The organism is Paenibacillus phocaeensis, assembly GCF_900021165.1.
Classification (GTDB): Bacteria; Bacillota; Bacilli; order Paenibacillales; family Paenibacillaceae; genus Fontibacillus; species Fontibacillus phocaensis.
The window spans coordinates 79,398-104,571 of sequence record NZ_FCOQ01000034.1 but is presented as its reverse complement, the minus strand read 5'-3'; the positions used below and the strand labels follow the sequence as shown (position 1 = coordinate 104,571).

Sequence of the window (25,174 nt, the reverse complement as noted above, 5' to 3'; positions counted from 1 at the left end):
TCAATTTACATTTTGAGTCTGCGATTAAAAGTCGTAGGCTCTTTTTCTTTTCAGTTTTTGGTAGAGGAGAATGTGAATGAAGAAAAAAGTAAGCATTGTAATACTACTAATAAGTATGCTGATATCAACAATAGTCTACGCTGCTGGAATCCCAATGTTACAAAAGCATGTAAATGACGCCTTTGGATTATGGGAATACGGTAAAACCGGAGATAGTTTTGTGGGGTTTGTTCCGGCATTGGGTAGAGATGCAAAAGATAACCTCTGGAAACTTTATCAATGGCAAGCTGTTTTTAATTTTGCAAACGGTCAAAAGAAAACTATAGATAACTACGATGTATTCGCGGTAAAAGAAAAACCGGGAGATCCTGAGTTCTCGGATAAAAACGGCTTTGGCCTAACATACAAAAGTAAGGCTGCTGTAGGTGAACTATTCGATGCTGTATGGTCAGGTAACATGAATGTATCTAAGAAGCAACAACAGTACTTTCGAGATACTTTTACTGTACGCGGAACGGATTATGATTCTGATCATGATTACTACTATGTTTTGGAATGGAATTACAGGTTTCTGCGCACCTCTGGTATCGTCAGCCGAATGGGTGTCCAGTTTGACCGCACCCAAAAGGTTGATGGCAAAGGCCATGCCTATTTCAATGTTACTGCTTGGCCTATCTTGAAAGTCACGAAAGGCGAGGAACTAACAGTAAGCTTCACAACTGCTGGGGTTAATAACAGTCTGCGCCAAGTTGATGTATATGCGTTGCCCAAAGGTGCATTCCCTGACATGACTAAGCGTGTGAAGCTTACATCAATCACCACAACCGATACAGAGTACAGCAATACCGTTAAGATCGCCAGTAAAGAGCTGTCACGTGTACTTGGAAATGAGGTAGACATTATCGTGGACGATGGCTACGGACGTACTCAGATAGAGAGTGTGACACTGGCAGATGATATCAATATGGACTATGTTCCGACCAAGCTCACGCTAACTGAAGGTGGTCAGCTTTGGGTCAAGTTCCGTTATGACGGCGATGAAGACATTATCTCCGGTGACTATGCAAGTGAACGTGGAATGCCAATGACAGCCAAGGTTACTATCGGCGGTGCGGTTTCTACCAACTTTAACCTCTCGTCCATGTACAAGGATTTGCCAGAGCAATTCACTGTAGGGAAAGAGTACAGTTATATGCTTGGCAAGATCGAGATCAGCGATGATCCAGGCACATATTACATCAAAGCTGATGTCACGATAAACAACCCAAATCATCCAGACAGAGCGCTGGAATCACCGAATGAGGCGTACCATAATAACGAGATCAAAGGTGGCTGGACGATCGAGCGCAAGGGGGCGGCGAACGATCTGATCGCCCAATCCATTACCGCCAGCCCATCGGCGCTGACTGTAGGTCAATCGTCTACCGTGACAGCAAAGGTGAAGAATGTAGGGACTACGGATGTTTCCAATGTCCTGATACGCTTCATGGAAGATGGCAAGAAGACCATCTATGAAACCAGAAAGAACATGCCTGCTAATACGCCGATTACTGTAGGCGGCTTCAAGTGGACAGGAAATACGGGTATCCATACCTTAAGCGTTCATGTAGACCCCGAGAAGGAAAAACAAGATAAAGATCGTTCTAATAACGTAGCCGTTACTGGTTGCTCTGTAACCAAGAATGGCGGCGATGCTTATTGTGATACCACGAAGCCGGAGGCAACGTGGGATGTGACATATCCATTGATTACAGGCTATCCAACCAAGACCAGAACGGTGTCTTGGACGGACTCAGAAGGTAAACGACATACTTCTACGGAAAGCTACACGGATTACAGCGACCCGATTTGGGAGAATCGAAAAGTAACCTATAATGAAAAGCTTACCGTTTCGGCTGAACTGAATACAAAGCAGGGAATTCCTACAGCCCCGCCTTGGAAGCCGGAAGAAGAGAAGGAATCAGATCGTGAAAGCCGAGGTTCGTGGGAAATCATTCCTTGGGCTGAGGAAAATGGCTTGAATCCAAATGAGGTTACGCGTGCCGGTTATGGTGTAGAGATCAAAGCAACGACAAAATACACCACAGATTGGGAAACCAAAGTCCCTAAAGGCTTAGAAGGGACGGCTAAACCCATTGGGGGTGAGCTAAAAGGGCCTACTGAGGTTAGGGTCTATATTTGGGACACCAACGGTGATTATGTGACCAGCATTGGTCTAGTTAAGACAAGTGGAAATGATAAAACAGCAACATGGGAGCTTCCAGAAGAACATTTCAAATCGAAGTTTCTTGACATCTATGAACGAAAATTCTATACGGATGTCAAAGCCCCGGATGGAGAGTATACGTTTAAAATTGTAGCCATGCACGCTGGACAGAATGACTTATCCTCTTGCATCATCAAGAAAATAACCATTTACGGTAGCATGTATGATGATTGGCAGACGAAGCGAGATACATCGGAGTGGTACAAATAAGGGCATTGCATGTATGTAATTTCAGATTTATAATAAAAATAAGAAAGGGGCGGCGGTAACCGTCCCCTGCAACAGCCGCTTTTAAGGGCGGTTCGGCATTAAGAAAAGATAATGCTTATTAAGAAATAAGACCGAAACCTTTTCTCAGGAGGGGCGGTCTATTTCTTTTGGTTAAGGATCGCTAAAACAATTGTAACTACCAGCGTCAGTAGCGCGATAATTAGCGAACTGAAACCGATCATAATTGTTAAAGCGTCTTTAACTTCCATGGCATCACCTCCCTTCCGAGAGGTTAGCCGACCGCCCATATAGCCTTTCTGTTGCATCTTCAATTATAGCATGAACAAACATCAGCAGTCTCTTCGGAGGCTGCTTTTTCTATTAGTAGAGGGTTAGGAGGAAGAGCATGAACAATTTACTGGAGTCGATTCTGCTATTAATTATTCTAGGAATAGCTACGTATACAGATTTGCGATATAGAATCATACCTGATTGGTTGAGTGGTATAGGGATTGGATATTTCCTTATATTTCGGCTATTCCATAATGAACAACCTTTTTATTATTACTTGCTAGGTGTTTTAATTGGAGCAGGCTTGCTTTATATATTTGCTGTCTTAAAAACTGATTCATTCGGCGGTGGAGATATTAAGCTAATGGCAGCCGTAGGTATGGCTCTTGGCTGGCAGCAAGCAATGTTGTTTCTAATGATTATGCTCACGTTTGCTTGTCTATTTGCTATAATTTTCAAATGGGCTGGTGAAATGGAAAAACTTCCATTAGCACCGTTCTATTTAATGGCATATTTTCTATTTATAATTGGAGGAATATGAGTTAGTAAAAAAAAGAAAGCATTCTATTATGGGAACATATGATTGCACTTTCAAGTTTCTAATGCTATAATACACTTGTAATTATTTTTTACCTCTATACTCCCGATTTTGCTGGAGACAAGAGTTTAGTCCCTTAGGGACAAATAAGTGTAATGCCTCACCTACAGGCTTTCAAGCCGAGGAAAAAGTAGGACAGTATATTATTTCCCGAAATCTACATTTGCTTAGAACAAGGGAAGAAGGGTACCGAAAGGCTCTGATAAAAGATTTATCTGTGCTTTTATATGCACCTATGGAAATTCTGATTTTAGTTTATAAAGCCGATTTTTGCATGGATCTTCCGTGTAGAGATCGGCTTTTTATATTTAATGAAAGGAGTGTGCGCCATTCGTATTTGTTTGATGAGTTATCTGAGGAGGTAATTCATTTGCTGTTGCACGTCAAAAGTGGAGAACTGTATCCGGTTGACTTTCTTCCCTTGCAACCTGTAGATGTAAAACGAGGTATGAAAAGCTGGGATCAGGCATTTAATTGGAGTATTTATTTTAGTTACCAGAACGTAGAATTATACAAATTAGTAATTCGAGGGAATAATGACATACAAGGAGTCATTGCGTTGGAACGAAGAGTAGATCATGTGTATATTCATTTGATCGAAAGCGCACCTCATAATCGCTTTGACAAGATATTCGATTTTGTAGGAGAGACTTTAGTTGCCTTTGCATGTCAACGTAGCATTGATCTTGGCTTAGAGGGGTTTGTAGCATTTGATGCTAAGACACATTTGATTGCCTATTATGCTCGAAATATGCTGGCAACGCCTATAGGCAGTGGTCGAATGATTATTAATGAAGATAACGCCAGAAAACTGGTTATGTTATACTTAAGATAAGAGGTGATGATCATGGAAAGAATGAAGTATCCAGAGGAGAGTATTGATGAAGCAGCTCGCCGTTTAACTGATGGACACTATGTTGTCTCGTCGGTTCCTGGTGACAATCTAGAACGTGACAGAACCATCAGTGAAGCCATCGCTAAAATGAAGGTTGAACGTTCGGCAAAGGCTCGTTCGTAAGTCGAAAACTTATAAATATCTGATATTTTGTTTTTTGAAAGTCGATGTACAGGAAACCTCTGTAATCATTGGCTTTTTCTATTTTTACAAAAATAAATTTCGCCCTTCGCCTGGCGTAAAATGGCGGTGTTAATCCTACACCGCCATTGGCGGCAGGATTAACGGAGAGGAGAAAAAAATGAGTATTTTAGAAACGTCAATATTTGATGGGTTAAACGATTTAAAAGATAATGCAGAAAACCTGTACTTACAGCACGAAAAGCTTAAAATACAACGGATGAATGCTGAAGCCAGACTTATCAATGCTCAATTACGTGCTCAATTGATGAGTAAGGAAGAAAAGAGTCTGAACGAGCCTTTACATGATAATGAAATGAAAAGATTACTTGAAGAGTACGCTATGCTGGAACAGATGGAGCAGAGTATTGAAGCCAAAAAGGATGAATTACAACTCAGTATCCTGAAATATAAAGAGCAATCCGGTAAAAAACTTACGCTGTCAGACCGATATTTAAAACGATATTACTTCCAACATTTAAGAGATGTAGTATTAAAACGCAAAATGTTACCTGAACCGGATTGGTCTGATGACATGAGTGTTTTACTTTGGTGGAATAAATTGTTACCCATGTTGGATGCAGATACAATAGAAGAACTTTGGATGTATTTCTTAGTAGATGAAAAAGATCGTGTAGTAGAGCAAACCATGCGTAAAATGTTAGAAGAGCAACGTAGAAGATTGATAAGAAGATGAACAAATACCGTTCAATAGCCTCTGCCTTCGGGTAGAGGCTTTTTTGGTTTTTGCTAATAGGTGAAGGGAGGTGAACAATCTTGATGAGCAGAGAAGCCATTTTGGATGCGCTACTATCGGCTACCGCTGAGAACGAAAACATGATGTGGATGTTGGCAGCTCTCAGGATGGCAGAACGACCTGTACAGAAGGAGCAGCTAAGGGATGTAACCAACGCCTTGTACAAACAGATACATCCTGATGCGGGGCAAGAAAAATTGCCGATTAGATCAAGGCATTTGCTGGATGAAGCAGCAGCGATGTTAGAGGGAGCATCGCTGGTCAAGGTAGCTGAAGTAGCAAAATCCAAACGATACACATTATCCCCGTTAGGGGAAGAACTACTCAACTATAGGCAATATAAGCTGATGCAAGAACGAATCAAACGAAAGGGAGCGGAGCAATGAATATCAGTTTGAAGTATGGATTTCTGGGGTTAGGGATGGGAGGTACTTCTATTGCTCATGCATGTGCTGGAATGCGGTTATCTGCCAAAAGTGAGCAGCGTCCTTATACGGCCTTGTTGATCAACAGTAATGAGATGGATCTTCTCAAACTGCCAGATTATCCAAATATCAAGAAAATCAAGCTGCCAGGATTTGAACGTGGAGTAGGTCGGGATATTCAGCTTGGGCAGGAAGCATTCAATGTTCACAAGGAAACTATTACAGAGACTGTGCAGAGCTACTTTAATGACCGGGATTACATTTTCATCTGCTGTGGTTTAGGCGGCGGTACAGGAACAGGTGCGGTTATTGAAGCTATTCGCCTGCTTCACGGAAAGGGCTTTGCAGGACGCTTTGGTTTGTTGCTTACGTTGCCACGTCGAGACGAGGGCCGGAAGGTTCTAGACAATGCCTTGCAACGTCTGCAAGTGATTAAGCGGGCTATGCAAGGCTTAGGAGCTATTGTTGTAGTGGACAATGAAAAGCTGTTCCAAACTGGCTTGAATAAAAATCAGAGTGTGGAGGATTTCATGAATTCATGTAATCGCCATGTGGCACGGCTGCTCCACGATCTGAACACTGTCACAGCCAGCTACAAGCCATATGGTAGCTATCACTTTGATGCTTCGGAATGGTTGAACATGCTTAAGACAGGTGGCTGCTTACACATCGGTAAGTGCATTCTTTCCGCTCAGTCTGTTGACCTGGCTTCTCCAGTAACATATATGGAAGCGATCAAGCAAAGTGTGCTAAACGGAGAGTTGTCAGCCGGTTACGATCTTCAGGACGCAACAAGCAGCGCAATTAGTATTGTAGCCGATAGTTCTACGGCAAAGCGCTTGTTCACTCATGCTTTTGTGGAGCAGATTCAATCATTCCTGAAAGAGAGTACTCCTATTTTGGATGAGAACCCTGTGGCTACCTATGTTGGAGATCAGCCTGGGCAAGTAACAGTCTATAGTGTGTTTGCAGGGTTGAATTTTCCCGATAGCGTGAAAACACTGACGGAAGAGCTGGCCGAACTGGAGCGCAGAGCGGAAGAACGTAGCCAGAAGACGGATACCATTGCAGAGGCGCTAGCACGAGTCAAGTCTAGGGATAAGAAAGCGGTAGTTGATCTGGAGGCGTTGCTTGAAGAAGAACCTGCACCAAAAACAGCCCAAGAGAAATCCGATCCCTTTGATTTTTTAAACAGCCTGAAGTGATACGCTTCAGATGTGCCTATGTGCAGCAGATAATGCGGCAGATAAAAGTGATAAGTGATGCACATACAATTTAGTACCAAAATGGAGAGTGAATCAGATGTCGTTTTGGGAGCAGCGTACTCGAAAAAGAACTGAAGAGTTGGAGGAGATGTACAAACAGGCAGTAGAGCTTTCTTTCAAATTAGGAACGGCTTTATCAGAATGGAGGACGATGCTGCCAGAAAGTACCTCTCCTGATCCGAAGGCGTATCCACCATGTATCTATAGAACGTACATGCTGGGAGATAATCCAGTTTATCATTTCTCGTATCAAGGGATGCTGCCGCTTTATCTGAAAGACAAGTATTACGGCAATCAAATTAAGGACTACTACACTCAAGCTACTATTCAGGCCACAATGGAAGCAGTAGCGGCTTCCCAAACAGAAACTCCTGTTCTGAGTTCGGCCTTTATTTATATCTGTCATTTTTTTGAGGATTTATTGATTCGTGACCTAGACAATCGTAACCGTAGCGCAATAATAAACGCGATTCGATATGCTGGATTGATCAAAGATGATTCGTGGAAGGAAATAGAAATTATGGAATCGGGATTCTTGGATGTGAAGCGTAAAAACCATGTTCAAGTCTTTGTTACACCTTCCCAAAATGCTATGAAAATGATTGAAAATATTCGTGAAAAGTATCGGGCCGGCCATGATTTTTCGGGTATGTTTGAACCCGATAAACACCCCCTATGAGTTGAACCCGTTATTTTCAGAAAGAACTTCTTAGAAATAAGTGCTGGATATTGGATTGTACCCGATAAGAAATCAAGGCTGGAGCGGAAAGGTGGGAAGAGGCTACCGCGAAACGCAGTTGAGCGTTAGACTCTGAGCACCCCGTCCTACGCCTCCCGTTCATTAACCCATAAACCGTCCCTGACAAGACGATGTGCCTTAGAAAGCGGGGCAGTGAATTTCCAGCAGAAAGGAGGTAAACATGCCAAGACAACGTGAATGGACAGACCGAGACCTGAGTATATTGCAGGAACTGTATGAATTACGGGAAATGACGAAGAAGCAAATTACGATGAAGCATTTTGCCAGTGAGAAGTACGCACATAAACGGTTATATATCATGAAGAAGGAAGGACTCATAACTACGAATGTGTACGGTAAGAGAACCGCAGGTCGAACAGTTACGGCGGCGTATGTTCGATTAACCGAAGCGGGAATGGATTTGTTAATAGAACGTGGCTTATTGGACAGCAAGAACTATCGAGCAAGGGATTTGGGGCTGTCAATTCAACAACGGCAGTACATTACCGATGCGAACGAGCTATTCGTGCAGATCCCCGAAGTGCCGTATATGGACTCTCGCCAGATCAAGCGCAAATACAATCTCAACCGTGGTAATCTAACGGTCGGTGGGTTCAGAAGTGACAAAGGGGATTATATGATCTACATCCTAATGCCCGATGCCAGGGAACAAACGTTAATCAAGATCATCAACGAGATCAAAAAGCACATGAAACTGCGAGGATTCCTGGTTTATTACAAGAGCGAGTCCGTTAAACATGCTTTTGAAACCATGAGTGAGAAGCTAAATTTAGTTACAGGTGGTATCCCGGTTCACTTGCTGCCGTTCAATGAGTGGGGGATTCAAATCACGAGGGAATACATCCTGACAAACACGTTTTTAAAGCTACAGAAATTGCTTGAACCATACGGAGAACTGAAAGAAGTTGGCCATTCCAGCAAATACGGATTTGAATACGGACTGGTGCAAAAAGAACGGATTGGTCCGTGGAAAGACCCCTATGTCATCGAACTCCTGACGATGAACATGATGACTTTGAAACGATGTTTAACCAACTACTCCATAGGTGTAAGCCAGACAGTAGGACGAAGAGTCCTTCTTTTTTGTTATGAGGAGGAAGTTGAACACTACAAGCAGGAGTTATCAACCGCAGCACATGTGGATATTGTGGGTATTTCAAAGAATTCCCTTTGAATTCATTTGAACGAAGATTTGAAAGGAAACTTATATGCCATGATCAGATTCGTAAGCTTATTGCTCACTCTTGGCGGGTGGGCTTATTTGTATTGGCGCTTACCGGGTTGGCCGTTATTTATTCCTTGGTCACTTAGCATCGTCGGTTTAATCATCTATTTATACGGTTGGGTGTTAGAACGGGAGAATAAGCTAATTTACTTCTTCACCAGCCTGCTTTGGATTGGGATAGCGTTGTGTCTCAGACTGAAAGAGGAGATTATAGCGACTCTATCCTTTCCGTTTTCGATAACAGGAACCGTGCACACAGCCTTTATAGCAGCACTCATTTTGTCCTCGTTCCTTACTTTTGCCAATTGCAGACTCGAACACAATTTGAAAAACCGTCGAGGCAATGTGAGCAAGCAACAACTTGTCCATGTCAAACCTACGGCAGCCGATCGTTGGAAAAGTTTTAAACGTCTATTTATTTCCTCCAAGACAGAGATTCGGCTGAATTTGGGTGAAGAAATACCTATGAAGGATTGAGGTCATAAACCACACGGCTAAAGCCGTGAGCTTGCAGCTAGAATAAATCTGCCGCGTTTGGCTATATGACAGTAGCCCTGCTCGCAATGATACGAGCAGCCACATTGTCGGCTGGAGCAGCGTACCCACAGCATTGACAATGGAATGTATCTCTGGTCGCTCGGTTCTTTTTGTCGATCAGTCCGCATTCCGGACATGTTCGGGATGTGTTGCGCGGATCAACCAAAACCACTGGTACACCAGCCAGTCTAGCCTTGTACTCGATAAACTGGCGAAGCTGATAGAACGCCCAAGAAGAATGTTTCGCACGCTGAGCCTTTTTAACCGTCTTCTCCGTCCGTTCCCGAATACCTTTGAGGTCTTCGAGAGCAATCATAGACCGAGTGCCTTTGGCTTTCTCAACAATCTTCTTGGAAATGCAGTGGTTTATATCGCGTACAAAACGCTGTTCTTTGCGGCGACGCTTTTTAAGCAAGCGTTTAGCAGATTTGGTGCCTTTCGCTTGCAGTTTCTTTCGCAAACGACGATGACGAGCGCGAATGCTGTTAACCTTTGAACCAGAAAATACTTCGCTCGTGGAATCAACAGCGATATTCGCAATACCAAGGTCAACGCCAATTACGCCTTCTGGCTCAAACGGTGTTCCGTCCGGCAAATCAACCACAAGGAGGAGATAAAATGATCCGTCTTGTAAAATCAAGTCGGCTTGCCCGCGAACCCTGCGGCCCTGCAATACGCCTTTGTGGTAGGCGCTAATAATCATAGGGACGTCAATGCGTCCTTCAAGTGTAAGTATAGATGCGTACTCCAGCCCTTTGAAGGACAGAATACGCTGGTCATACACGACGGCCCCAAATTCGCGGAAGGCATGGACGGACTTGCGTTCAGTTTTGTAACTTTCTGCAACCTTTCCGATAGAGCGGACAACCAACTGCGCCGACAGACCGAAGCGCTCGCGGACGTCGTAATAACAAAGCTTTTGGATACCAATTTTACCGAACGTTTTGGATTCAAAAGAAACTTTGCTGATGTAGTTACACGCTTCATTGAATCGTTTCATGGTGTCCAATAACTTTCGATGTTGTTCACTATCCGTCAACAGTTTGATCTTCATCGTGCAAAGCAAGGAAATCACCCCCCTTTGCAATCTATTATACCACAATTATTGAATAAATTAATCAATAGAAAGGAAGGTGAGAGCATGATTCAATGGGGAGGCAGTGATATGTTCACGCATATGCTTGTTGTTGGCCCTACCCGCTGTGGAAAGACAGCCACTTTACTCAAGCCAATGATTTATCAGTTGCTGCTTCTGAAGAAGAAGGGGGTTCCACTAGGACTTTCTGTTGTGGAGCCTAAAGGTGATGTTGCGGCAATGGTAGTAGAAATGTGCGGTGAGATGGATATGCCCTGTGTCCATGTTGATCCCACAATAACTCATAGCGCGCGGTTTCCGGTGATGAAAGGCGACGAGGACGACGTAGCAGAAGCTACGGTTACTGTCCTTAAATCTATGTTCGGGAAACAGGAAGCATTTTTTGCTACAGTGCAGGAGCTAGCCGGACGGAATATTACCAAGCTTTTAAAACGTCTTTACCTGGATGATGTTAACCTGGGCGATGTACTCCGAACGATGCGAGATCAACGGTTGTTGGAGGATAAGGTACAGGAACTTCGTTTTAAAGAGGGTGAATCTGATCTGGTTCAGTTTTTCCAATCGGAACTGCTTGGAGCGCAAAAAGAAAAATACCAGCAATTTGTTATCGGGCTTCGCGCCCAGCTTGAGAACTTAACGTCTAACCGGCATTTGGAGCCAATCTTGACCGGACAATCCGATTTCGACATGGACAAGCATTTTGCTTCTGGCGGTGTATTAGCTGTAAATACGGCCATGGGCAAATTGCGGAAAGCCGGGGATGCCTTTGGTCAGTTCGTCGTGATGCATTTGCAGAGCGGAACATTCCGCAGGCCGGGCACAGAGCGCACGCGCGTACCGCATTTTATGATCGTGGATGAGTATTCCCGATATATTAATCCTGATGTGGAGTTGTTCTTATCCATTGCAGCCGAATATCGAACAGCCGGAATATTTGCTATCCAGTCTCTGGGACAGCTAGAAGTCGAATCTGGCAAGATCAATGCTAAGGCCATGAAGCAATCCATTATGACGAGTTGCCGAAACAAAATCGCTTTTGGCGGTCTATCTTATCAAGATGCTGTTGAATTTAGTCGGGAATTTGGGAAGAAACAAATCATAATGCGTCAAAGCACATTTAAACAGCAATTATTACTCCCTAACTTTTTGCCGGAGAACTACCGGGACACGGAAAAAGAAGAAGACCGTATTTTTTACACGCAGATGATGGATGGACTACCCAAATTCCATTACGTGGCGAAGCTGCTGGACGATGGCACACCTTTACCGCCGAAAATAGGCAAAGGTTCATTTGTTCCGAGGGACTGGAAAGAGCGGCGGGAATGGGAAGTAAAGCGGCGATGGTGGAGAGGATTTGGTGCCGTAATCAAGAGCAGGGGCGCTAAACTTGAACATGGAAATGTGGCATTCGATGCGCAGCCTAATCAAGAAACTTTTACTTCTCGTTTGAAATTTATATCTGACCCTATCCAAGATGAACCGTATGTAGACGAAGATGATTTCGATTACACAACGACAAACACAGAAGAAGATCCATTTGAGTAAGAACCTCAGCGCTAATTGTGTTGAGGTTTTTCAAATATCCAAAAACATCCAAAAACAAATTTATGGAGGTAATGAACATGAGTGAAGAGTTAAAGAAAGTGTTGATTGAAGGTTATAACGAGGAAAAGTTGGAGCAGAGCAGCTATGATGAAGGCTGGGCACAGATTTATAGTGCCCGGCAGAATGATCTTGTATTGCAAGCTGAACTAATTGGTCTTGAGCCAAAGCTTAACAAGCTGTGTGGCGTGGTATTAGTCGGTGGAGTCAGAGGATATATCCCACAGGATTTCTCTGGTACGAAGGATGCCCATGAATTTCGGCGTTTACTTGGAGAACCAGTTGCCTTTAAAATCCTGAGCTATGATCGTGATGGAGATACCTTCATCGCATCCCGTCAAGCAGCCCTGGAACATATGGAAGGTTTGACGTGGAAATGGCTGGAGCAAGATGCGGTAATTACAGCGGTAGTACGTAATGTTACTCCCAAGGTATTGATGCTGGATATTGGCGGTATTACAACGGAACTGCCGGTTCAGGAATATGGTTATGGATGGGTAGATGATCTTCGTGAAGAAGTTACCGCCGGGGATCACCTCAAAGTAAAGGTGGTAGAACTGGATAAAGAAAATAAAATCGTGAAGGTTAGCAAGAAGGCAACAGAGAAAAGTCCATGGCCGGATTGCGTAAAACGATATGTATCCAAAGGAACCTACAAAGGTAAGGTATCCGGTGTAATGGAGTACGGCATTTTCGTTAATCTTGAGCGCGGAGTCGATGCTCTGGTTCCGCATATCCGGTTTGGAAAAGTGAAGCGGGGCGACACAGTCTATATTCGGGTCCGCGGGGTTGATCCAAAGCAAGAACGGATTTATGGACGGATTATTCCAAAAAAGTGAAAGGGGCGATTCTCGCCTCTTTCCTTACTTCAGTTTTAGAAAGGAGCTTTGTATGAAAACATCACCATTCTCGATTACACATGAATGGACGTTTAAACCTGCTTCATTTCCGGAGGAGCTTGTACCGGGATATGCTCCATTACGAGCTGCTACCGAAGCAGATGGTCTCAGATCGCTTGGTTTAATCGGCTGTATGGGAAGTGTACAAATGGGCCGTTTATTCCAATGGAAGCGGCATCAGATTCGGCGCATGTTAGCTGAGAAGAAGCTGATTCAGCACCTACTTCTCAAGAACAAGAATACGATACCCGTCTATACGATTGGCCCGCGAGCTGCGCAATTACTCAACTTGGAATGGTCACATGAGTTCTGGAGGACATGGACATTGGAACAGATTTTGTCCCATTTAGTGTTTTTTCAGTTTTGCTGTGCCATGCGGGATAAACAAAAAGCGTTTCAAATTCATGCCGCTCCTTATCCCTTTACGGGGAGGGTTGAGATTGGAGCGGAATCCAGAAATGTATTGGTGATCCGTGGTGATACCAGTCACTTGCATGCTTCATTACGGCACTCGTCGTATCCCATTATCGCAATATCAGAATCTCTTGAAGCAGTTATGCCGTTGAATGAACTTTTGAAGGAAGCGAAGTTACTACTGGACACTGACCTGAAACAAGATTATCGTTTCTACAGGCAGATCAAGGGAGAATGGGTAAATAAGTAAATGTCTTGGTAAAATTCTCCTTCCCTATTGAAATGCGAACATATGTATGGTAAATTGTTCCTATAAGTAGGAACATACATTCGCATTATAGGAGGGAGTTTTAGACTATGGACAACCAAGAAAACAGACATGCGGCACTAGAAAAGGCTTTAAAGGAAATTGAGAAGTCTTATGGGAAAGGGGCTGTCATGAAATTAGGGGAGGCGTCCCATGTCCAAGTTGAAACCGTTTCGAGCGGCAATCTTGCTCTTGATATAGCTTTAGGTGTAGGAGGTTTTCCAAGAGGACGAATTATTGAGGTTTATGGTCCAGAATCCTCCGGTAAAACAACAGTGGCGCTTCATGCAATTGCAGAGGTTCAGAAGCTGGGCGGACAAGCTGCCTTCATTGACGCGGAACATGCACTTGATCCTCTTTACGCTAAGAATTTAGGCGTAAACATTGATGAATTACTGTTGTCCCAGCCCGATACCGGTGAACAGGCGCTGGAAATTGCAGATGCCTTAGTACGAACCGGAGCGGTAGAAATTTTGGTTGTTGATTCCGTAGCGGCCCTTGTTCCTAAAGCAGAGATCGAGGGAGAGATGGGGGATTCTCATGTAGGACTTCAAGCCCGGCTCATGTCTCAAGCGATGCGAAAATTATCCGGTTCGCTTAGTAAATCCAAGACGATCGCTATTTTTATTAATCAACTCCGGGAGAAAGTCGGTGTATCCTTTGGAAGTCCGGAAGTAACTCCTGGGGGCCGTGCGTTGAAATTCTATTCATCGGTTCGTCTTGATGTACGTCGTATGGAGACAATCAAATTAGGTAATGAGACGGTGGGGAGCCGGACTCGTATTAAGGTCGTTAAGAATAAGGTTGCACCGCCGTTTAAGCAAATTGAGGTTGATATGATGTATGGTGAAGGCATTTCGAAAGAAGCAACCCTTCTTGATCTCGGAGTTGAACTGAATGTGATTGAAAAGTCAGGCTCGTGGTTTTCTTATGCCGGTGATCGTTTAGGGCAAGGCAGGGAGAATGCCAAGCAGTTTTTAAAGGAGCATCCGGAGGTAGCTTTCAAAATCGACAGTGAGATCCGCGGATCTGAGGTAGAACTGAAACCGGTACTGAAAGAAGATGAAGATCAGGAAATTGCAGCTGGATAGTATGAGAACGTATGATTGCATTTCGAAAATCACAATGCTATAATATTCCTGTAATTATATTTACCTCTACACTCCCATTTGCCGGAGAGAAGAGTTGCCTGTATAGGCGATAATTGTTGTACCTCCCCTACAAAGCTTTATAGCTGAGGATAAAGTAGGATAAAGCAAATAACCCGACATCTCCTGTGCTGAGAACAAGGGAAGAAGAGTACCGAAAGGCTCTGATAAAGCTTCAGCCGCACGCGCATGTGTAATTTAATGTACTGATAATGTGAATTAAAGCCGATTTTTGCATGGATTATTCTGTGCAGAGATCGGCTTTTTTTATTTTCTCAAAAAAATGAAAGGGTGATCGAAGCGTGTTTAAACACTGGTTTAAAAAGGGCAAGCGGCAAGATTCATTAGTTTCACGTCATAAGCTGGTTCTGCCTAATGAGAGCGAATGGACGAAGTTGAAGCTAATGTGGGAGAAATCCAGAAATGAGCATAGCTCTTTAGAGCAAAGTCTTATTCAGGCTGAAGCAGAAGCCTTTGACCGAGTTAAAGGGATGCTTGAGGAGGCTCTATCGTTATTGGATGACGCCTGTGTCGAAACAGATGGAATGCTCAAAGTGAGGCTCCAACAAATCTGGAGTGATCTGGATGAGCTTGTGAAGAGCTATACACTTTAATAAAAATCAGATTCCCATTTTCCAATAGCATATTGAGTAAGCGGGGGAATTACCAAAAAGCAAATGAACGGCAGGAGGGGCGGAATATTAGGACATCCCTTTCTGACAGTAAATCAACTTCATGACACTGTCGTGATCCTTAAAATACCCATGTAGATTGAAGCAAACAACAGTAAAAATGGTGAACAAACGTAGTTCCTGATAGAGGAAGGACGTTTTTTATTTTACCTTTCTGTGCGGGTATAAACAGCACAGGCGTCAATTGACGGGTGGAGGTTAAAAAATGGACTTGTCGATTATGGAAAAGGTAGTAGTTCAAGGTGATCTTTCTTCATTGAAACCTGAGGAACGTTTGATCTACTACACGAAAGTTTGTGAGAGCGTTGGACTTAATCCCCTCACCAAGCCGTTTGATTATCTGAAACTGGATGGAAAGTTAGTGCTTTATGCTAAGCGCGATGCTACGGATCAGCTTCGTAAAATTCACAAAATCAGTATCACAATAACCAGCCGTGAACGCATTGGTGATGTTTACTGTGTGACAGCTCGTGGAACGACTCAAGACGGTCGTGCTGATGAATCCATAGGTGCTGTTTCCTTAATGAAAGAGGAGAAGATCTGGGACGAGATGCGTAGATGCAAAGTCCCTACAGGAAATATTCTCCCTTTGACAGCAGACGAACTTGCTAATGCCATTATGAAAGCAGAAACAAAAGCGAAGCGGCGGGTAACTCTGTCACTATCCGGCCTTGGAATGATGGACGAAAGTGAGATTGAAACCATTGAAGGTGCTGAACGGATTGAAGTGGGTGAGCTTGCTCAAACGAACAATCAAATTCAGAAAAAGTCGTCTTCTGATAGCGCTCCGTCCAATCCTGATTCAAAGACTATTGAAAATAAAGGTAAGAAAAATAATTCGGGTGGAATGCCTTCAAGCTTGAATCAAAAGAACTCAGGAGAAGTATACAAGATGCTGGATATGGCAACAGGAACCTCTCCGGGTGGAGTAACATTCGCCAAGTTGAAAGTAGTCAATGTGGGTACTGGTGAAGAATCCATTGTGCTTGCTAATACAGCAGAAACGCTTGATCAGGTCAATGCGATTTCAAACAATACGCAATTTAAAATTGATTTTGAAATGAGCAATGGCTTCAAAATTGTGAAATCGATTCAGTTAGTAGGTGAAGCTGCATGAGTCTGACGACCTTTACGGATGGGAAGGCGCTAATCTGTGCGTTCCCATCCAGTAAGCAAAACGGTGTGTATCTCGTGAAAGTGGAGCCTCATTACAACGATTTGATTATTACGCATGACTGCCCTGCATGTCATTTTGGACACAAGCAATGCAAGCATGTTCAAATGGCTGCGGAAGCTTACGAGCGTTGGCAGTGGTGGGAACCTAAAAAGCAGATTCACACGGTTACGCGCAAAATTGTTCTTTCGTCGGAGTGGGAGCAGATACAACTTCCACCTAGCCAAGAAGAACAATTAAGGGCAGTGATCGACCATGCTTCCTGACATTCTGGACGTTGCAGACCAGAACGGACTTATTATTAAGCCTTCCTCTCAATCGAGGGAGGAAGTTCTCTGTAAATGTCCATTTTGCCATGAGGATTCTAAACCGGGAAAAAAGCGAAGATACTACCTTTCTCTCAACACCAAAGACCAGGTGTTCAAATGTTGGTTTTGTGGGGAGAGTGGGGGAGTACTTCGCTTTATTTCTCTTTTGGAGGGAGTTCCGGAAGAACAGGTCCGGCAGAGATATCGTAAGCGGAAAATTGTGCATCCAGCTGAACGACTCAGCCGAAATCAACGAAAGTTATTGAGGCAACACACAGGAGGCAAAGAGCCTAATTGGAAGCTAATGAGAGAAAGAGATTTTGCCTATTACATGCGTTCTATGGATCTTCTTTGGGAGCAGTGGAATGAGTTTCTGGAAACAGAACGGCAAGGCGCTTATCTCTGGCTGATCATCGGGATAAAGAACTTTAAATATCAAAAGTACATTGAGCGTATCCGACAACGCGAGAAAGAAATTGAAGCTCCCTTATTGGACGATGTGCTCCAAATTTATTCTTGTTCAGTACGTCCTAAGTGGACGGAAGACGCTGAAAGATCTGTCTGCAATTTTAAATCTGTAAGTCCTGAACCTGAAAGGGCAGGCATGAAGACGGAGGATAAAAGATGAGCTTGAACCAAGCGGTATTAATCGGAAGACTGACAAAGGACCCTGAGCTACGTTATACACCTTCTGGTGTAGCAGTGGCACAATTCACATTGGCTGTAGATCGTCCCTTCACGAATCAAAATGGAGAACGCGAAGCAGACTTCATTCCTGTTGTAGTATGGAAGGCAGTCGCTGAAAATGTAGCTAACTATGTGAAGAAAGGCCACCAGGTTGCAATTACGGGCCGAATTCAGGTTCGTAACTATGAGAACAATGAAGGCCGTCGTGTATATGTAACGGAGGTGGTTGGACAGTATGTTCAATTCCTTACTAACACATCTAACGGGACTTCTCAAACCGGTAATGGTCGTCAAAATTCGACAAATAATCAAGGGACCAATTCAGCCGGAGATGGATGGAACATCTCTGATGACGATTTGCCATTCTAATGCTGTACTCTTATTCCCGGCTCTCGCTTTATGAAACTTGCCCTTATCGATTTTACCAAAAGTACATTTTAGGTAAAAAAGAGCCAGTTACTAAACCACTAGCTCTTGGAAAAGCAGTTCATAAAGCGATTGAGCTAAAGATCAATGGAGTATCTGAGCATGAAGCCATTATAGAGGCAATTATTGAATCAGATTTTCATCCCGAAGTGACTTATGAAGAGATTGCTTCATTGGTGCAGCGTGCTCCGGAAGTCAGGGGACAAACGGAAGTTCATTTTGTACTTCCACTTGGAGACGGTATTCAACTTCAAGGCTACATTGATCTTCTGGAAGAGGAACGATTTTGGGATTGGAAATCGAATTGGCGGCCGTACCGAGCAAATGATACAAGGCAGCTTGCATTATATGCTTGGGCAATTATGAAAATGAGAGGACTCCGGCAAGTCATGGGGACATTGTACTTTCTACGCTTCAGGAAAGCAGAATCGTTTGTATATAACGAGTCTGATGCCAATGAAGCTAGAGAATGGGCGCGTGGTTTGGCGGAAGAAATTGAAATGAAGAAGTCTTGTCTGGAATCATTCCCGGATATGGCTTCTTCTTTGTTTCCGCCTACTCCAGGCAGCCAATGTAAGCATTGTCCGTTTGTGCTGGAGTGTTATCAAAATTCGAAGAATTAAGTTGAGAGGATGATATAAATGAGTCATTTTACAGTTGCGGTGATTACAGAGTCATTGGATAAAGTTGAGGATTTGCTGGCTCCTTATCAAGAAAACTACATGGGAGATTGTCCGAAAGAGTATCTGGAATTTCATGATGTTGAAGAAGAGTACCGCAAGATTTATGAAAATGAGTCTTCAGAACGAATTCAATTGGAAGACGGGCGTATCGTATCGCCATATGATAAGGTGTTCAGAAAAGTAACTCCAAGTGGCAGTGTAATCGGATATGAAGTGCCGGGTCACTTAAAACGAGTTCAGATTCGGCATACGGAAGTGTATCCTTCTTTTGATGATTTCATGGTCGAATACGGAGGATACACATCACGTGATGAAGAAACAGGAAAGTACGGTTACTGGGAGAATCCTAATGCTAAATGGGACTGGTATTCCATTGGTGGCAGATGGTCAGGTTCACTTTTGCTGAAGTCGGGAGAACGAGCGGATGCTGCTCAAATTAAGGATATCTTCTTTATTGAGCAAACCGATCATGAGGGCCTCACCGTAGAGGTTGAGGGGTATCAAGTACCAGCATCTCTTGCACCAAAATTCGAAATTATGGTGGCTGAGGCAACTAAAGCTTGGGAAGAAATGCTGGCTGGAAAAAGCCTTTACCGTCCGGAATATATCTTTGAAAGATACGGAGATAAGCAATCTTATATTCGTGAAATGTTGAGTTTTTCAACCTACGCGGTGATTACACCGGATGGAGAGTGGCATGCCAAAGGGGATATGGGATGGTTTGGTATGGGTTCTGAAACGCCAGAAGAAGCGCGCAATTTCAACAAGTCATACTATGAAACGTTTATTAAATCCTCTAATCCTAACCACTATCTGGTCGTAGTGGATTGCCACATTTAATTACTGATACATTGATGTTCTCCTTCCGTTTGGTTACAATGAGCTTAACAATACCGAGCGGAAGGAGGATCGTCATGAACAAGGAGGAAAAGTCAGTGGAGAACACGGGCAACGTTGCTAAGAAAAGTGCACCTATTCCGAAAGATGTCACTGTATTAGGACCAGGCTATGAGTGGTGGTTTGAAAATACTGAGGACGATGTTTATGACGAGAAGTATCGGGACTAGGTATTGTCGTGGAGATATTTGGGTGGCTAAGTTTTCGTACTATGAAGATCCAACTCAATATAAAATGAGACCTGTAATTATCATTTCAAACGATATGCTAAATGAATCGGACGATGTTATTATTTTAGCGCCGATCACCAGTGCGCGTCCTCGAAATGATTATGATGTTGTTATAGATTATTGGGAAGACGCTGGCTTGGATCGCGCTTCGTGTATTCGTGTTTCTAAGCTAACTTCTTTTCATAAGACATTTTTAAAAGTGAAGATAGGTACATTGCAATCCACTGATTTAGAAAGTGTATTGCGTGTAGCAAGTTCAATGTTTGTTTGACTGTATAATTTAAAAAAGACGAACAATTTCCTTCAGGGGATTTGTTCGTCTTTTTTCTTTTTATTTTATTAAGCAGGCCAAAAATGAGGAGAGTGTATTAAATGACTACAGGAGTAATTGAGAAGTTGACAGAGGAAAAAGCAATCGAGTTGGCACTGGAAATAGAACGTACTGAAGCAGCGCTGAAGAAAATGAAAGAAAATTTAAAGGCTTATGTTGATGATAATGGGCCGCTTCATGCAGGAGACAAAGTTTGGGGATACAGCATTTCGACTTCTTGGCAGTTTGGAGCCGATAGTTTGAAGGAACTGGCCGTAGCGATTACAGCAGAAGGAAAGAATGCTTGGGAGTTCCTTAGTCTTCCGGCTACTTCGATTAAGAAGCTCGGCTGGGATGAAGCTACTTTGTCCCAATATGGCACGTTGAAAGAAACGAAGCGTTTCGATTCGAGAAAAGTCTAATTGCATCTTTAGTTCTCAGAGTAAATTATGGTTCGAGATAGTTATAAATAATTTCGCCTCTCGCCCGGCGTTAAACGGCGGTGTTTATTTCCGACACCGCCGTAAGGCGGCTCGGGGTAAACGGGAAGGAGTAAAAATGAAAGATTTTATGGTGATGGAATCTCAGTTGAATGCTTTGCCACCTAGAAGACGCAAACAGGCTGAGAAGTTGCTTGAACTGATTCGAAAAGTAATGGAGGGGGAGAAAGATCACTATATCCATACACCAGCCGATGTTTTTCAGGCTGTGGCTACCGATTTAGTTGGATTAGATAAGGAACATTTTATGATCCTTATTTTAAATACAAAGAACCGAATTTTGTCTAAAGAGGTTATCTCTATCGGTACGTTAAATTCTGCAATCGTGCATCCTCGTGAAGTCTTTAAACCTGCAATCATTAAAGGAGCTGCATCCATTATTTGTGTGCATAATCACCCTTCAGGTGATCCTGCTCCTAGTTCTGAAGATAAGAAATTGACCGAAAGACTAATACAAGCCGGTGAAATAATTGGCATCGATGTCCTGGATCATGTTGTTATCGGAACGGAAGGATATGTTTCTTTAAAGGAGCAGGGCATGATATGACAGCCAAGGATCGCTTTTTAAATGAGCTTTTGAAGAGGGATGGTAAGGAACGGTGGGTAGCTGCGTTGTTGCTTGCAGCCCCTCCTGAAGTTTTGAGTACAGTTACGGTGAAAACTTTGCGCAAGGATGGAAAGATGGGTATGAATGCTTCAAGTAGCTAATGAAATTAAAATACTTTCTACGCACTTTTCATAAAAAATTGATAAGCCTGTGGCATCCATTTCGTCCACAGGCTTATGATCTTAACATGACACAAACTTGTCTACATTAATATCTACTGTCCAATTAGACTTATCCCAAACAACACTGGCTCCGATTGTCTCACTGATAAAACGAAGTGGTATTTACATGCCCCCCTCAAGTACATTCATCTTTTCTACAGAAGAGCGACAAATTTCACTGTTTAATAAGCCTTATATTTTCCATAAAACTACTAAACCTGAATTTCGAAAGTACAACTCTTTGAAAACATGAAAAGTGCCCCAGATCCTTGGTATAATGGTGTTTGCGAAGACAACATCATCCCAAGAGAGGAGCACCCTTAAGGTGAAGTCTACCACAATCATGAGCAAGATCAAGAGCGAATTTTCGCTGAATAACGCCACGAGTTTTGGCGGTGTTAACATATTTCTGGCCTACCTTGAAAAAATCAAGCTTTCGGAGGCGATGAGATATCTCTCCGGCGGCAAAGCGATCAATGCGGTTTTCCCTATTCAGCGCATTGTGTTGTATCTCATCATAGGATGGATGCTCGGATGTGAGCGGATCTTCCACTTTCGCAAATTGCAGCAAGACGTCCTGTTACGCCGTTTTCTCGGCGGTCGCTGTCCCCATCATAGTTTGTTATACAAGGAATTGGTTCGATGGGGCCGAACCTGTCCGACGCTGCCAGCCGAGCTACGGGCACTGAATCAGGAGATCCTTCGTCCCGCCTTGCCTGTCGGCTTGATTCTCGATTTGGATTCATCGGTGGAAACCGTGTACGGCAATCAAGAAGGCGCAGCCAAAGGAACCAACCCGCACAAGCCGGGACGGAACAGCTACCACCCGTTGCTGGTCTTCGAAGGGCAGACACGGCTGAATCTGAATGCGACGCTTCGGCCGGGCAACACTCACTCATCTACAGATGCCGCCGCGTTTCTGGAGCAAACCTTTGAACTCCTTGGCGATCGCCGCGTGAAATACGCCCGATTTGACAAAGGCTTTGGCGGCGAACACTTTTACAGCTTGTGGGAGAACAAGGGAGTCGGCTACGTCGGCAAGCTAAAGTGGACTCAGCGGCTCGCCAGAGAAGTGCAGGCCTGCCGCTATTGGACGCGCTATGTCGACGAAGACTGGATCATCGAAGGCATCACGTTGATTTACAAGGCGACCTCCTGGGAAACGTCACGCCGTGTGGCGGTGATTCGCAAAGCGCAAATCTTCGATGATGGGCAAGGCCGGATCGTATTCGATTCGGACTGGACGTACGAAGCAATTGTAACCAATCTGGAGTGGGAACCGATAGATCTGTTGCGCTTCTACAATCAACGCTGCTGTATGGAAAATTACATCAAAGAAGCGAAACAAAGCTTTTCCATCGATCGGATTGCAACCGGCGATTTCAAAGCAAATGAATTGGATTTGCTGATTAAGCTGCTGGCCTATAATTTGTTCGAGCACTTTAAACGCAACGTTTGCGAACCGATGCATATCGGGTATACGATCGCCCGATTCCGTTTGGAATTCTTTCATTGCGCGGCGACGATTATTCGGCACAGTCGCTCGGTCGTCCTCAAGCTGATGAAAGACTTTTCCAACCGACACGCATGGAAACGAATAGAAGAGAGAATCGCCGTCTTGGAATGATAACTGGTAAAACTTTACTTGGAAATCCCGCTAGCCCGCTCTGTGGGGAGGGGGGACGACTATTCAACGAAGACGGATTCCATCGAATCGTTTGGGAATTCTCTCAATAGTTTACAACTCTGTCTACGCGGATTTGCAGCATGTTTACTGTAAAGACGGGCTTTCGAAATTCAGGTTTATAAAATTTCGAGGTGGAAGCAGGTCTTCCGCCTTATTTCTGTTTTTGGTAAGGTTAGGATATGGAGACGAACATCTTGAAACGAATCTTCTTTGATGAGCGAGGGCACTGGGATCGGTTTGTGGCAAAACATGGTGGCAAGCTGCGTGCCAATGTGCGGAAAGAAGTAGAGAAATTCCGTCGATGCGGGGATCCCAGAAACGGTTTTAAGCTGATGGTATGTGAAGGATGTCATGACCTACGGCTCGTTCCGTATCGTTGTAAAGGAAGATTCTGTACGACCTGTTCATGCGGAGAAACAGAGGAATGGGCACGTCTCCTGGAACAAGATGTATTCCAAGTCAACCACCGCCATGTCGTCTTCACGATCGACGAAGGATTACGGGAAATCTTTCTGCTCCATCGGGCAAAATTACTCAAAGAATTTATGGATGAAGCGGTACGCTTAGTCAAAGAACATTTTGAGAAGAAACATAAGGTAACTCCCGGAATCGTAGCCGGGTTGCATACGTTTGGGGCACGGCTTAACTTCAATCCTCATGTACATATGCTTGTAACGATGGGAGGAATGAAGAAGACCGGCGAGTGGAAAACATACGATTTTATTCCGTTCGAGATGCTGCGTAAGCAATGGCAGACGGTTGTTTTGAAGCTGATTCGACGAAAGTTAAGTGAACAAGAGAAAAAGCAAGTGCAGTCCCGTTTGCAAAAAGCTTACTGCGAGAACGGAGAAGGCTTTTATGTGCATGCTCCGAAACAGAAAGGGAACGTCAAGCAGCAACTCGGGTATATCGGGCGATACATGAGAAGACCAGCGATAGCGGTTAGCCGGATCGAAGCGTATGACGGAGAAAAGGTGACATTTCGTTACCGGGATAAGAATGACGGGGAAGAGAAGACCGAGACGATTTCGGTAGAAGAATTTATGGGTAGACTTGTGCGGCATATTCCGGATGAAAACTTCAAAACGATCCGTTACTACGGGGTTTATTCGCGGCGGATCAAGAGCCTGTGCAAGAAGTTAGTCAGTGAGTGGCAAAAAGCCGCGAGAAGATGGATTGTCAAGGCAAAGCGGATATTAAAACGCAGAACGTGGAGTGAACGGATCAAGGAGCAGACGGGGAAGCCGCCATGTTGCCCAAAATGCGAAAGTTATTACGAATACAAGGGAGAAGCCTGCCTTGAGGATGGGAAGTTGAAGGTGAAGTACGCGGTGTGCTCCACCTCAAAGGCATGTCTGGAGAGGATGATACGGGATGTCGCCGGTGTCAAAGAAACGAAAGGTAGCGAAGAAAAAGAAAAAGCCGCAAAGCGGGCTGCATAGCAAAGCGAAAGTAACCTACATCTGTCTTCAATGTCATACAACAGAAGAGATTCCGCTGAATGTCGTTCGAAATTTCGATGCGATGGATGATGGAGATCCAACCGTACCTCCGCAATTCAGCTGCGAAGAATGTGGAGGAGGCATGTACCCGGAATATTACGAGGGAATTCATGGTTACGAGTACAGGATTAGCGATGTAAGAAAATAGCCGGGTATAAGTTTTTCTCCCACACCCGGCCATTTTACACGTATGAACTCAGTTGAACGAACTTAAAAGGACGCCAGGCGTTTTTCTTATTTTAATCAGATAAATCACATGAGTTAACTGAAAATTAGATAGAAATTACATATTTTCAAGAAGCGATACTTTCGAACTTCAGGATCATTTTTTTATTTTCCCGTGTTTTCATGTCGAAAAAAACAGATTCACCCATTATTTAGTGCTATTATAGAACTAAATGGAAATCAATATAGGTCTGCAGTACTGAGAAACAA

The 25,174-nt window shown here is 43.8% G+C and carries 31 protein-coding genes; 28 read left to right on the top strand and 3 right to left on the bottom strand.

The features are described from left to right. Positions 1-76: 76 nt before the first annotated feature. Positions 77-2,476, top strand: a complete 2,400-nt coding sequence (locus BN3795_RS22435) for a CARDB domain-containing protein (RefSeq protein ID WP_068786912.1) — start codon at positions 77-79, stop codon at positions 2,474-2,476. Between the two features lie 158 nt (positions 2,477-2,634). On the opposite strand, the gene BN3795_RS25720 is transcribed toward BN3795_RS22435, so the two are convergent. Then, positions 2,635-2,745, bottom strand: coding sequence for a putative holin-like toxin (locus BN3795_RS25720; RefSeq protein WP_197070091.1), 111 nt, complete (start codon positions 2,743-2,745; stop codon positions 2,635-2,637). A gap of 137 nt (positions 2,746-2,882) precedes the next feature. Here BN3795_RS25720 and BN3795_RS22430 point away from each other — a divergent pair, with 137 nt between their 5' ends. From BN3795_RS22430 to BN3795_RS22395, 9 genes are all read left to right on the top strand, one after another. Beyond that, positions 2,883-3,308: a prepilin peptidase gene (locus tag BN3795_RS22430; protein WP_068786911.1), complete on the top strand. Its 426-nt coding sequence runs from the start codon at positions 2,883-2,885 to the stop codon at positions 3,306-3,308. A 427-nt stretch (positions 3,309-3,735) separates the two neighbouring features. Then, complete coding sequence (locus BN3795_RS22425) at positions 3,736-4,200, top strand: hypothetical protein (RefSeq protein ID WP_068786910.1); 465 nt, start codon at positions 3,736-3,738, stop codon at positions 4,198-4,200. Between the two features lie 12 nt (positions 4,201-4,212). Then, a complete protein-coding gene (locus tag BN3795_RS25715; protein ID WP_198524802.1) occupies positions 4,213-4,383 on the top strand; it encodes a hypothetical protein in 171 nt (56 codons plus the stop codon). Between the two features lie 178 nt (positions 4,384-4,561). Beyond that, on the top strand, positions 4,562-5,137 hold the full coding sequence (locus BN3795_RS22420; protein WP_068786909.1) for a hypothetical protein: 576 nt from the start codon (positions 4,562-4,564) through the stop codon (positions 5,135-5,137). A gap of 80 nt (positions 5,138-5,217) precedes the next feature. Further along, positions 5,218-5,583: a hypothetical protein gene (locus BN3795_RS22415; protein ID WP_198524801.1), complete on the top strand. Its 366-nt coding sequence runs from the start codon at positions 5,218-5,220 to the stop codon at positions 5,581-5,583. Next, complete coding sequence (locus BN3795_RS22410; protein ID WP_068786907.1) at positions 5,580-6,827, top strand: FtsZ/tubulin family protein; 1,248 nt, start codon at positions 5,580-5,582, stop codon at positions 6,825-6,827. The genes BN3795_RS22415 and BN3795_RS22410 overlap by 4 nt, the downstream gene beginning before the upstream one ends. A 97-nt stretch (positions 6,828-6,924) precedes the next feature. Beyond that, positions 6,925-7,566, top strand: coding sequence for a hypothetical protein (locus tag BN3795_RS22405; protein WP_068786906.1), 642 nt, complete (start codon positions 6,925-6,927; stop codon positions 7,564-7,566). Between the two features lie 241 nt (positions 7,567-7,807). Beyond that, a complete protein-coding gene (locus BN3795_RS22400; RefSeq protein WP_068786905.1) occupies positions 7,808-8,821 on the top strand; it encodes a replication-relaxation family protein in 1,014 nt (337 codons plus the stop codon). Between the two features lie 39 nt (positions 8,822-8,860). Further along, a complete protein-coding gene (locus BN3795_RS22395; protein ID WP_068786904.1) occupies positions 8,861-9,349 on the top strand; it encodes a hypothetical protein in 489 nt (162 codons plus the stop codon). 61 nt (positions 9,350-9,410) lie between these two features. Here BN3795_RS22395 and BN3795_RS22390 read toward each other — a convergent pair whose 3' ends face one another. Further along, entirely contained in the window at positions 9,411-10,484 is a 1,074-nt protein-coding gene (locus BN3795_RS22390) for an RNA-guided endonuclease InsQ/TnpB family protein (RefSeq protein WP_249413056.1), read from the bottom strand. Positions 10,485-10,550: 66 nt separating this feature from the next. On the opposite strand from BN3795_RS22390, the gene BN3795_RS22385 reads away from it, so the two are divergent. The 16 genes from BN3795_RS22385 to BN3795_RS25705 all read left to right on the top strand — a co-directional run bounded on the left by BN3795_RS22385 (position 10,551) and on the right by BN3795_RS25705 (position 21,490). After that, a complete protein-coding gene (locus tag BN3795_RS22385; RefSeq protein WP_232730014.1) occupies positions 10,551-12,050 on the top strand; it encodes a type IV secretory system conjugative DNA transfer family protein in 1,500 nt (499 codons plus the stop codon). A 77-nt stretch (positions 12,051-12,127) separates the two neighbouring features. Then, complete coding sequence (locus BN3795_RS22380) at positions 12,128-12,946, top strand: S1 RNA-binding domain-containing protein (RefSeq protein WP_232730013.1); 819 nt, start codon at positions 12,128-12,130, stop codon at positions 12,944-12,946. A 52-nt stretch (positions 12,947-12,998) separates the two neighbouring features. Continuing rightward, positions 12,999-13,670 (top strand): hypothetical protein, encoded by a 672-nt coding sequence (locus BN3795_RS22375; RefSeq protein ID WP_198524800.1) that lies wholly within the window; start codon positions 12,999-13,001, stop codon positions 13,668-13,670. 107 nt (positions 13,671-13,777) lie between these two features. Next, entirely contained in the window at positions 13,778-14,818 is a 1,041-nt protein-coding gene (gene recA, locus BN3795_RS22370; RefSeq protein ID WP_068786900.1) for a recombinase RecA, read from the top strand. 359 nt (positions 14,819-15,177) lie between these two features. Beyond that, positions 15,178-15,489: a hypothetical protein gene (locus BN3795_RS22365; RefSeq protein ID WP_009225501.1), complete on the top strand. Its 312-nt coding sequence runs from the start codon at positions 15,178-15,180 to the stop codon at positions 15,487-15,489. Between the two features lie 283 nt (positions 15,490-15,772). After that, a complete protein-coding gene (locus tag BN3795_RS22360) occupies positions 15,773-16,684 on the top strand; it encodes a hypothetical protein (protein WP_068786899.1) in 912 nt (303 codons plus the stop codon). Continuing rightward, complete coding sequence (locus BN3795_RS22355) at positions 16,681-17,007, top strand: hypothetical protein (RefSeq protein ID WP_110945316.1); 327 nt, start codon at positions 16,681-16,683, stop codon at positions 17,005-17,007. Before BN3795_RS22360 ends, BN3795_RS22355 begins: the two co-directional genes overlap by 4 nt. Beyond that, the gene (locus BN3795_RS25310; protein ID WP_110945315.1) at positions 16,997-17,677 is read left to right on the top strand and encodes a hypothetical protein; all 681 of its coding nucleotides are present in this window, start codon (positions 16,997-16,999) and stop codon (positions 17,675-17,677) included. Before BN3795_RS22355 ends, BN3795_RS25310 begins: the two co-directional genes overlap by 11 nt. Further along, positions 17,674-18,105 (top strand): single-stranded DNA-binding protein, encoded by a 432-nt coding sequence (gene ssb / locus BN3795_RS22340; protein WP_068786896.1) that lies wholly within the window; start codon positions 17,674-17,676, stop codon positions 18,103-18,105. Before BN3795_RS25310 ends, ssb begins: the two co-directional genes overlap by 4 nt. Beyond that, a complete protein-coding gene (locus BN3795_RS22335) occupies positions 18,105-18,785 on the top strand; it encodes a RecB family exonuclease (protein ID WP_009226413.1) in 681 nt (226 codons plus the stop codon). The genes ssb and BN3795_RS22335 overlap by 1 nt, the downstream gene beginning before the upstream one ends. An 18-nt stretch (positions 18,786-18,803) precedes the next feature. Beyond that, on the top strand, positions 18,804-19,685 hold the full coding sequence (locus BN3795_RS22330; protein ID WP_068786895.1) for a hypothetical protein: 882 nt from the start codon (positions 18,804-18,806) through the stop codon (positions 19,683-19,685). A gap of 74 nt (positions 19,686-19,759) precedes the next feature. Beyond that, positions 19,760-19,912 carry a hypothetical protein gene (locus BN3795_RS25710; RefSeq protein ID WP_009225497.1) on the top strand — a complete coding sequence of 51 codons (153 nt, stop codon included), beginning with the start codon at positions 19,760-19,762 and terminating at the stop codon, positions 19,910-19,912. Next, positions 19,854-20,243: a type II toxin-antitoxin system PemK/MazF family toxin gene (locus BN3795_RS25305; protein WP_110945314.1), complete on the top strand. Its 390-nt coding sequence runs from the start codon at positions 19,854-19,856 to the stop codon at positions 20,241-20,243. The genes BN3795_RS25710 and BN3795_RS25305 overlap by 59 nt, the downstream gene beginning before the upstream one ends. Before the next feature lie 101 nt (positions 20,244-20,344). Further along, a complete protein-coding gene (locus tag BN3795_RS22325) occupies positions 20,345-20,704 on the top strand; it encodes a hypothetical protein (protein WP_068786894.1) in 360 nt (119 codons plus the stop codon). A 136-nt stretch (positions 20,705-20,840) separates the two neighbouring features. Continuing rightward, positions 20,841-21,329 carry a JAB domain-containing protein gene (locus BN3795_RS22320; protein ID WP_009226417.1) on the top strand — a complete coding sequence of 163 codons (489 nt, stop codon included), beginning with the start codon at positions 20,841-20,843 and terminating at the stop codon, positions 21,327-21,329. Then, a complete protein-coding gene (locus BN3795_RS25705; RefSeq protein ID WP_198524798.1) occupies positions 21,326-21,490 on the top strand; it encodes a hypothetical protein in 165 nt (54 codons plus the stop codon). Before BN3795_RS22320 ends, BN3795_RS25705 begins: the two co-directional genes overlap by 4 nt. Before the next feature lie 81 nt (positions 21,491-21,571). On the opposite strand, the gene BN3795_RS26285 is transcribed toward BN3795_RS25705, so the two are convergent. Then, positions 21,572-21,673 carry a stalk domain-containing protein gene (locus tag BN3795_RS26285; RefSeq protein ID WP_110945333.1) on the bottom strand — a complete coding sequence of 34 codons (102 nt, stop codon included), beginning with the start codon at positions 21,671-21,673 and terminating at the stop codon, positions 21,572-21,574. 202 nt (positions 21,674-21,875) lie between these two features. Here BN3795_RS26285 and BN3795_RS22315 point away from each other — a divergent pair, with 202 nt between their 5' ends. Then, positions 21,876-23,177, top strand: coding sequence for an IS1380 family transposase (locus BN3795_RS22315; RefSeq protein WP_416143361.1), 1,302 nt, complete (start codon positions 21,876-21,878; stop codon positions 23,175-23,177). Positions 23,178-23,416: 239 nt separating this feature from the next. Beyond that, positions 23,417-24,679: an IS91 family transposase gene (locus BN3795_RS22310; RefSeq protein ID WP_110945313.1), complete on the top strand. Its 1,263-nt coding sequence runs from the start codon at positions 23,417-23,419 to the stop codon at positions 24,677-24,679. The last annotated feature ends 495 nt before the right edge of the window (positions 24,680-25,174 follow it).

Bases quoted from the DNA above. Each gene is read 5' to 3' on its own strand.
- ssb (WP_068786896.1), top strand. From the start codon at position 17,674: ATGAGCTTGAACCAAGCGGTATTAATCGGAAGACTGACAAAGGACCCT.
- BN3795_RS22435 (WP_068786912.1), top strand. From the start codon at position 77: ATGAAGAAAAAAGTAAGCATTGTAATACTACTAATAAGTATGCTGATA.
- BN3795_RS22385 (WP_232730014.1), top strand. From the start codon at position 10,551: ATGATTCAATGGGGAGGCAGTGATATGTTCACGCATATGCTTGTTGTT.
- BN3795_RS22420 (WP_068786909.1), top strand. From the start codon at position 4,562: ATGAGTATTTTAGAAACGTCAATATTTGATGGGTTAAACGATTTAAAA.
- BN3795_RS25715 (WP_198524802.1), top strand. From the start codon at position 4,213: ATGGAAAGAATGAAGTATCCAGAGGAGAGTATTGATGAAGCAGCTCGC.
- BN3795_RS22410 (WP_068786907.1), top strand. From the start codon at position 5,580: ATGAATATCAGTTTGAAGTATGGATTTCTGGGGTTAGGGATGGGAGGT.
- BN3795_RS22375 (WP_198524800.1), top strand. From the start codon at position 12,999: ATGAAAACATCACCATTCTCGATTACACATGAATGGACGTTTAAACCT.
- BN3795_RS22400 (WP_068786905.1), top strand. From the start codon at position 7,808: ATGCCAAGACAACGTGAATGGACAGACCGAGACCTGAGTATATTGCAG.
- BN3795_RS22335 (WP_009226413.1), top strand. From the start codon at position 18,105: ATGCTGTACTCTTATTCCCGGCTCTCGCTTTATGAAACTTGCCCTTAT.
- recA (WP_068786900.1), top strand. From the start codon at position 13,778: ATGGACAACCAAGAAAACAGACATGCGGCACTAGAAAAGGCTTTAAAG.
- BN3795_RS22355 (WP_110945316.1), top strand. From the start codon at position 16,681: ATGAGTCTGACGACCTTTACGGATGGGAAGGCGCTAATCTGTGCGTTC.
- BN3795_RS25720 (WP_197070091.1), bottom strand. From the start codon at position 2,745: ATGGAAGTTAAAGACGCTTTAACAATTATGATCGGTTTCAGTTCGCTA.
- BN3795_RS22310 (WP_110945313.1), top strand. From the start codon at position 23,417: ATGGAGACGAACATCTTGAAACGAATCTTCTTTGATGAGCGAGGGCAC.
- BN3795_RS25310 (WP_110945315.1), top strand. From the start codon at position 16,997: ATGCTTCCTGACATTCTGGACGTTGCAGACCAGAACGGACTTATTATT.
- BN3795_RS22405 (WP_068786906.1), top strand. From the start codon at position 6,925: ATGTCGTTTTGGGAGCAGCGTACTCGAAAAAGAACTGAAGAGTTGGAG.
- BN3795_RS25705 (WP_198524798.1), top strand. From the start codon at position 21,326: ATGACAGCCAAGGATCGCTTTTTAAATGAGCTTTTGAAGAGGGATGGT.
- BN3795_RS22430 (WP_068786911.1), top strand. From the start codon at position 2,883: ATGAACAATTTACTGGAGTCGATTCTGCTATTAATTATTCTAGGAATA.
- BN3795_RS22380 (WP_232730013.1), top strand. From the start codon at position 12,128: ATGAGTGAAGAGTTAAAGAAAGTGTTGATTGAAGGTTATAACGAGGAA.
- BN3795_RS22395 (WP_068786904.1), top strand. From the start codon at position 8,861: ATGATCAGATTCGTAAGCTTATTGCTCACTCTTGGCGGGTGGGCTTAT.
- BN3795_RS22360 (WP_068786899.1), top strand. From the start codon at position 15,773: ATGGACTTGTCGATTATGGAAAAGGTAGTAGTTCAAGGTGATCTTTCT.
- BN3795_RS25305 (WP_110945314.1), top strand. From the start codon at position 19,854: ATGAGTGGTGGTTTGAAAATACTGAGGACGATGTTTATGACGAGAAGT.
- BN3795_RS25710 (WP_009225497.1), top strand. From the start codon at position 19,760: ATGAACAAGGAGGAAAAGTCAGTGGAGAACACGGGCAACGTTGCTAAG.
- BN3795_RS22330 (WP_068786895.1), top strand. From the start codon at position 18,804: ATGAGTCATTTTACAGTTGCGGTGATTACAGAGTCATTGGATAAAGTT.
- BN3795_RS22320 (WP_009226417.1), top strand. From the start codon at position 20,841: ATGAAAGATTTTATGGTGATGGAATCTCAGTTGAATGCTTTGCCACCT.
- BN3795_RS22325 (WP_068786894.1), top strand. From the start codon at position 20,345: ATGACTACAGGAGTAATTGAGAAGTTGACAGAGGAAAAAGCAATCGAG.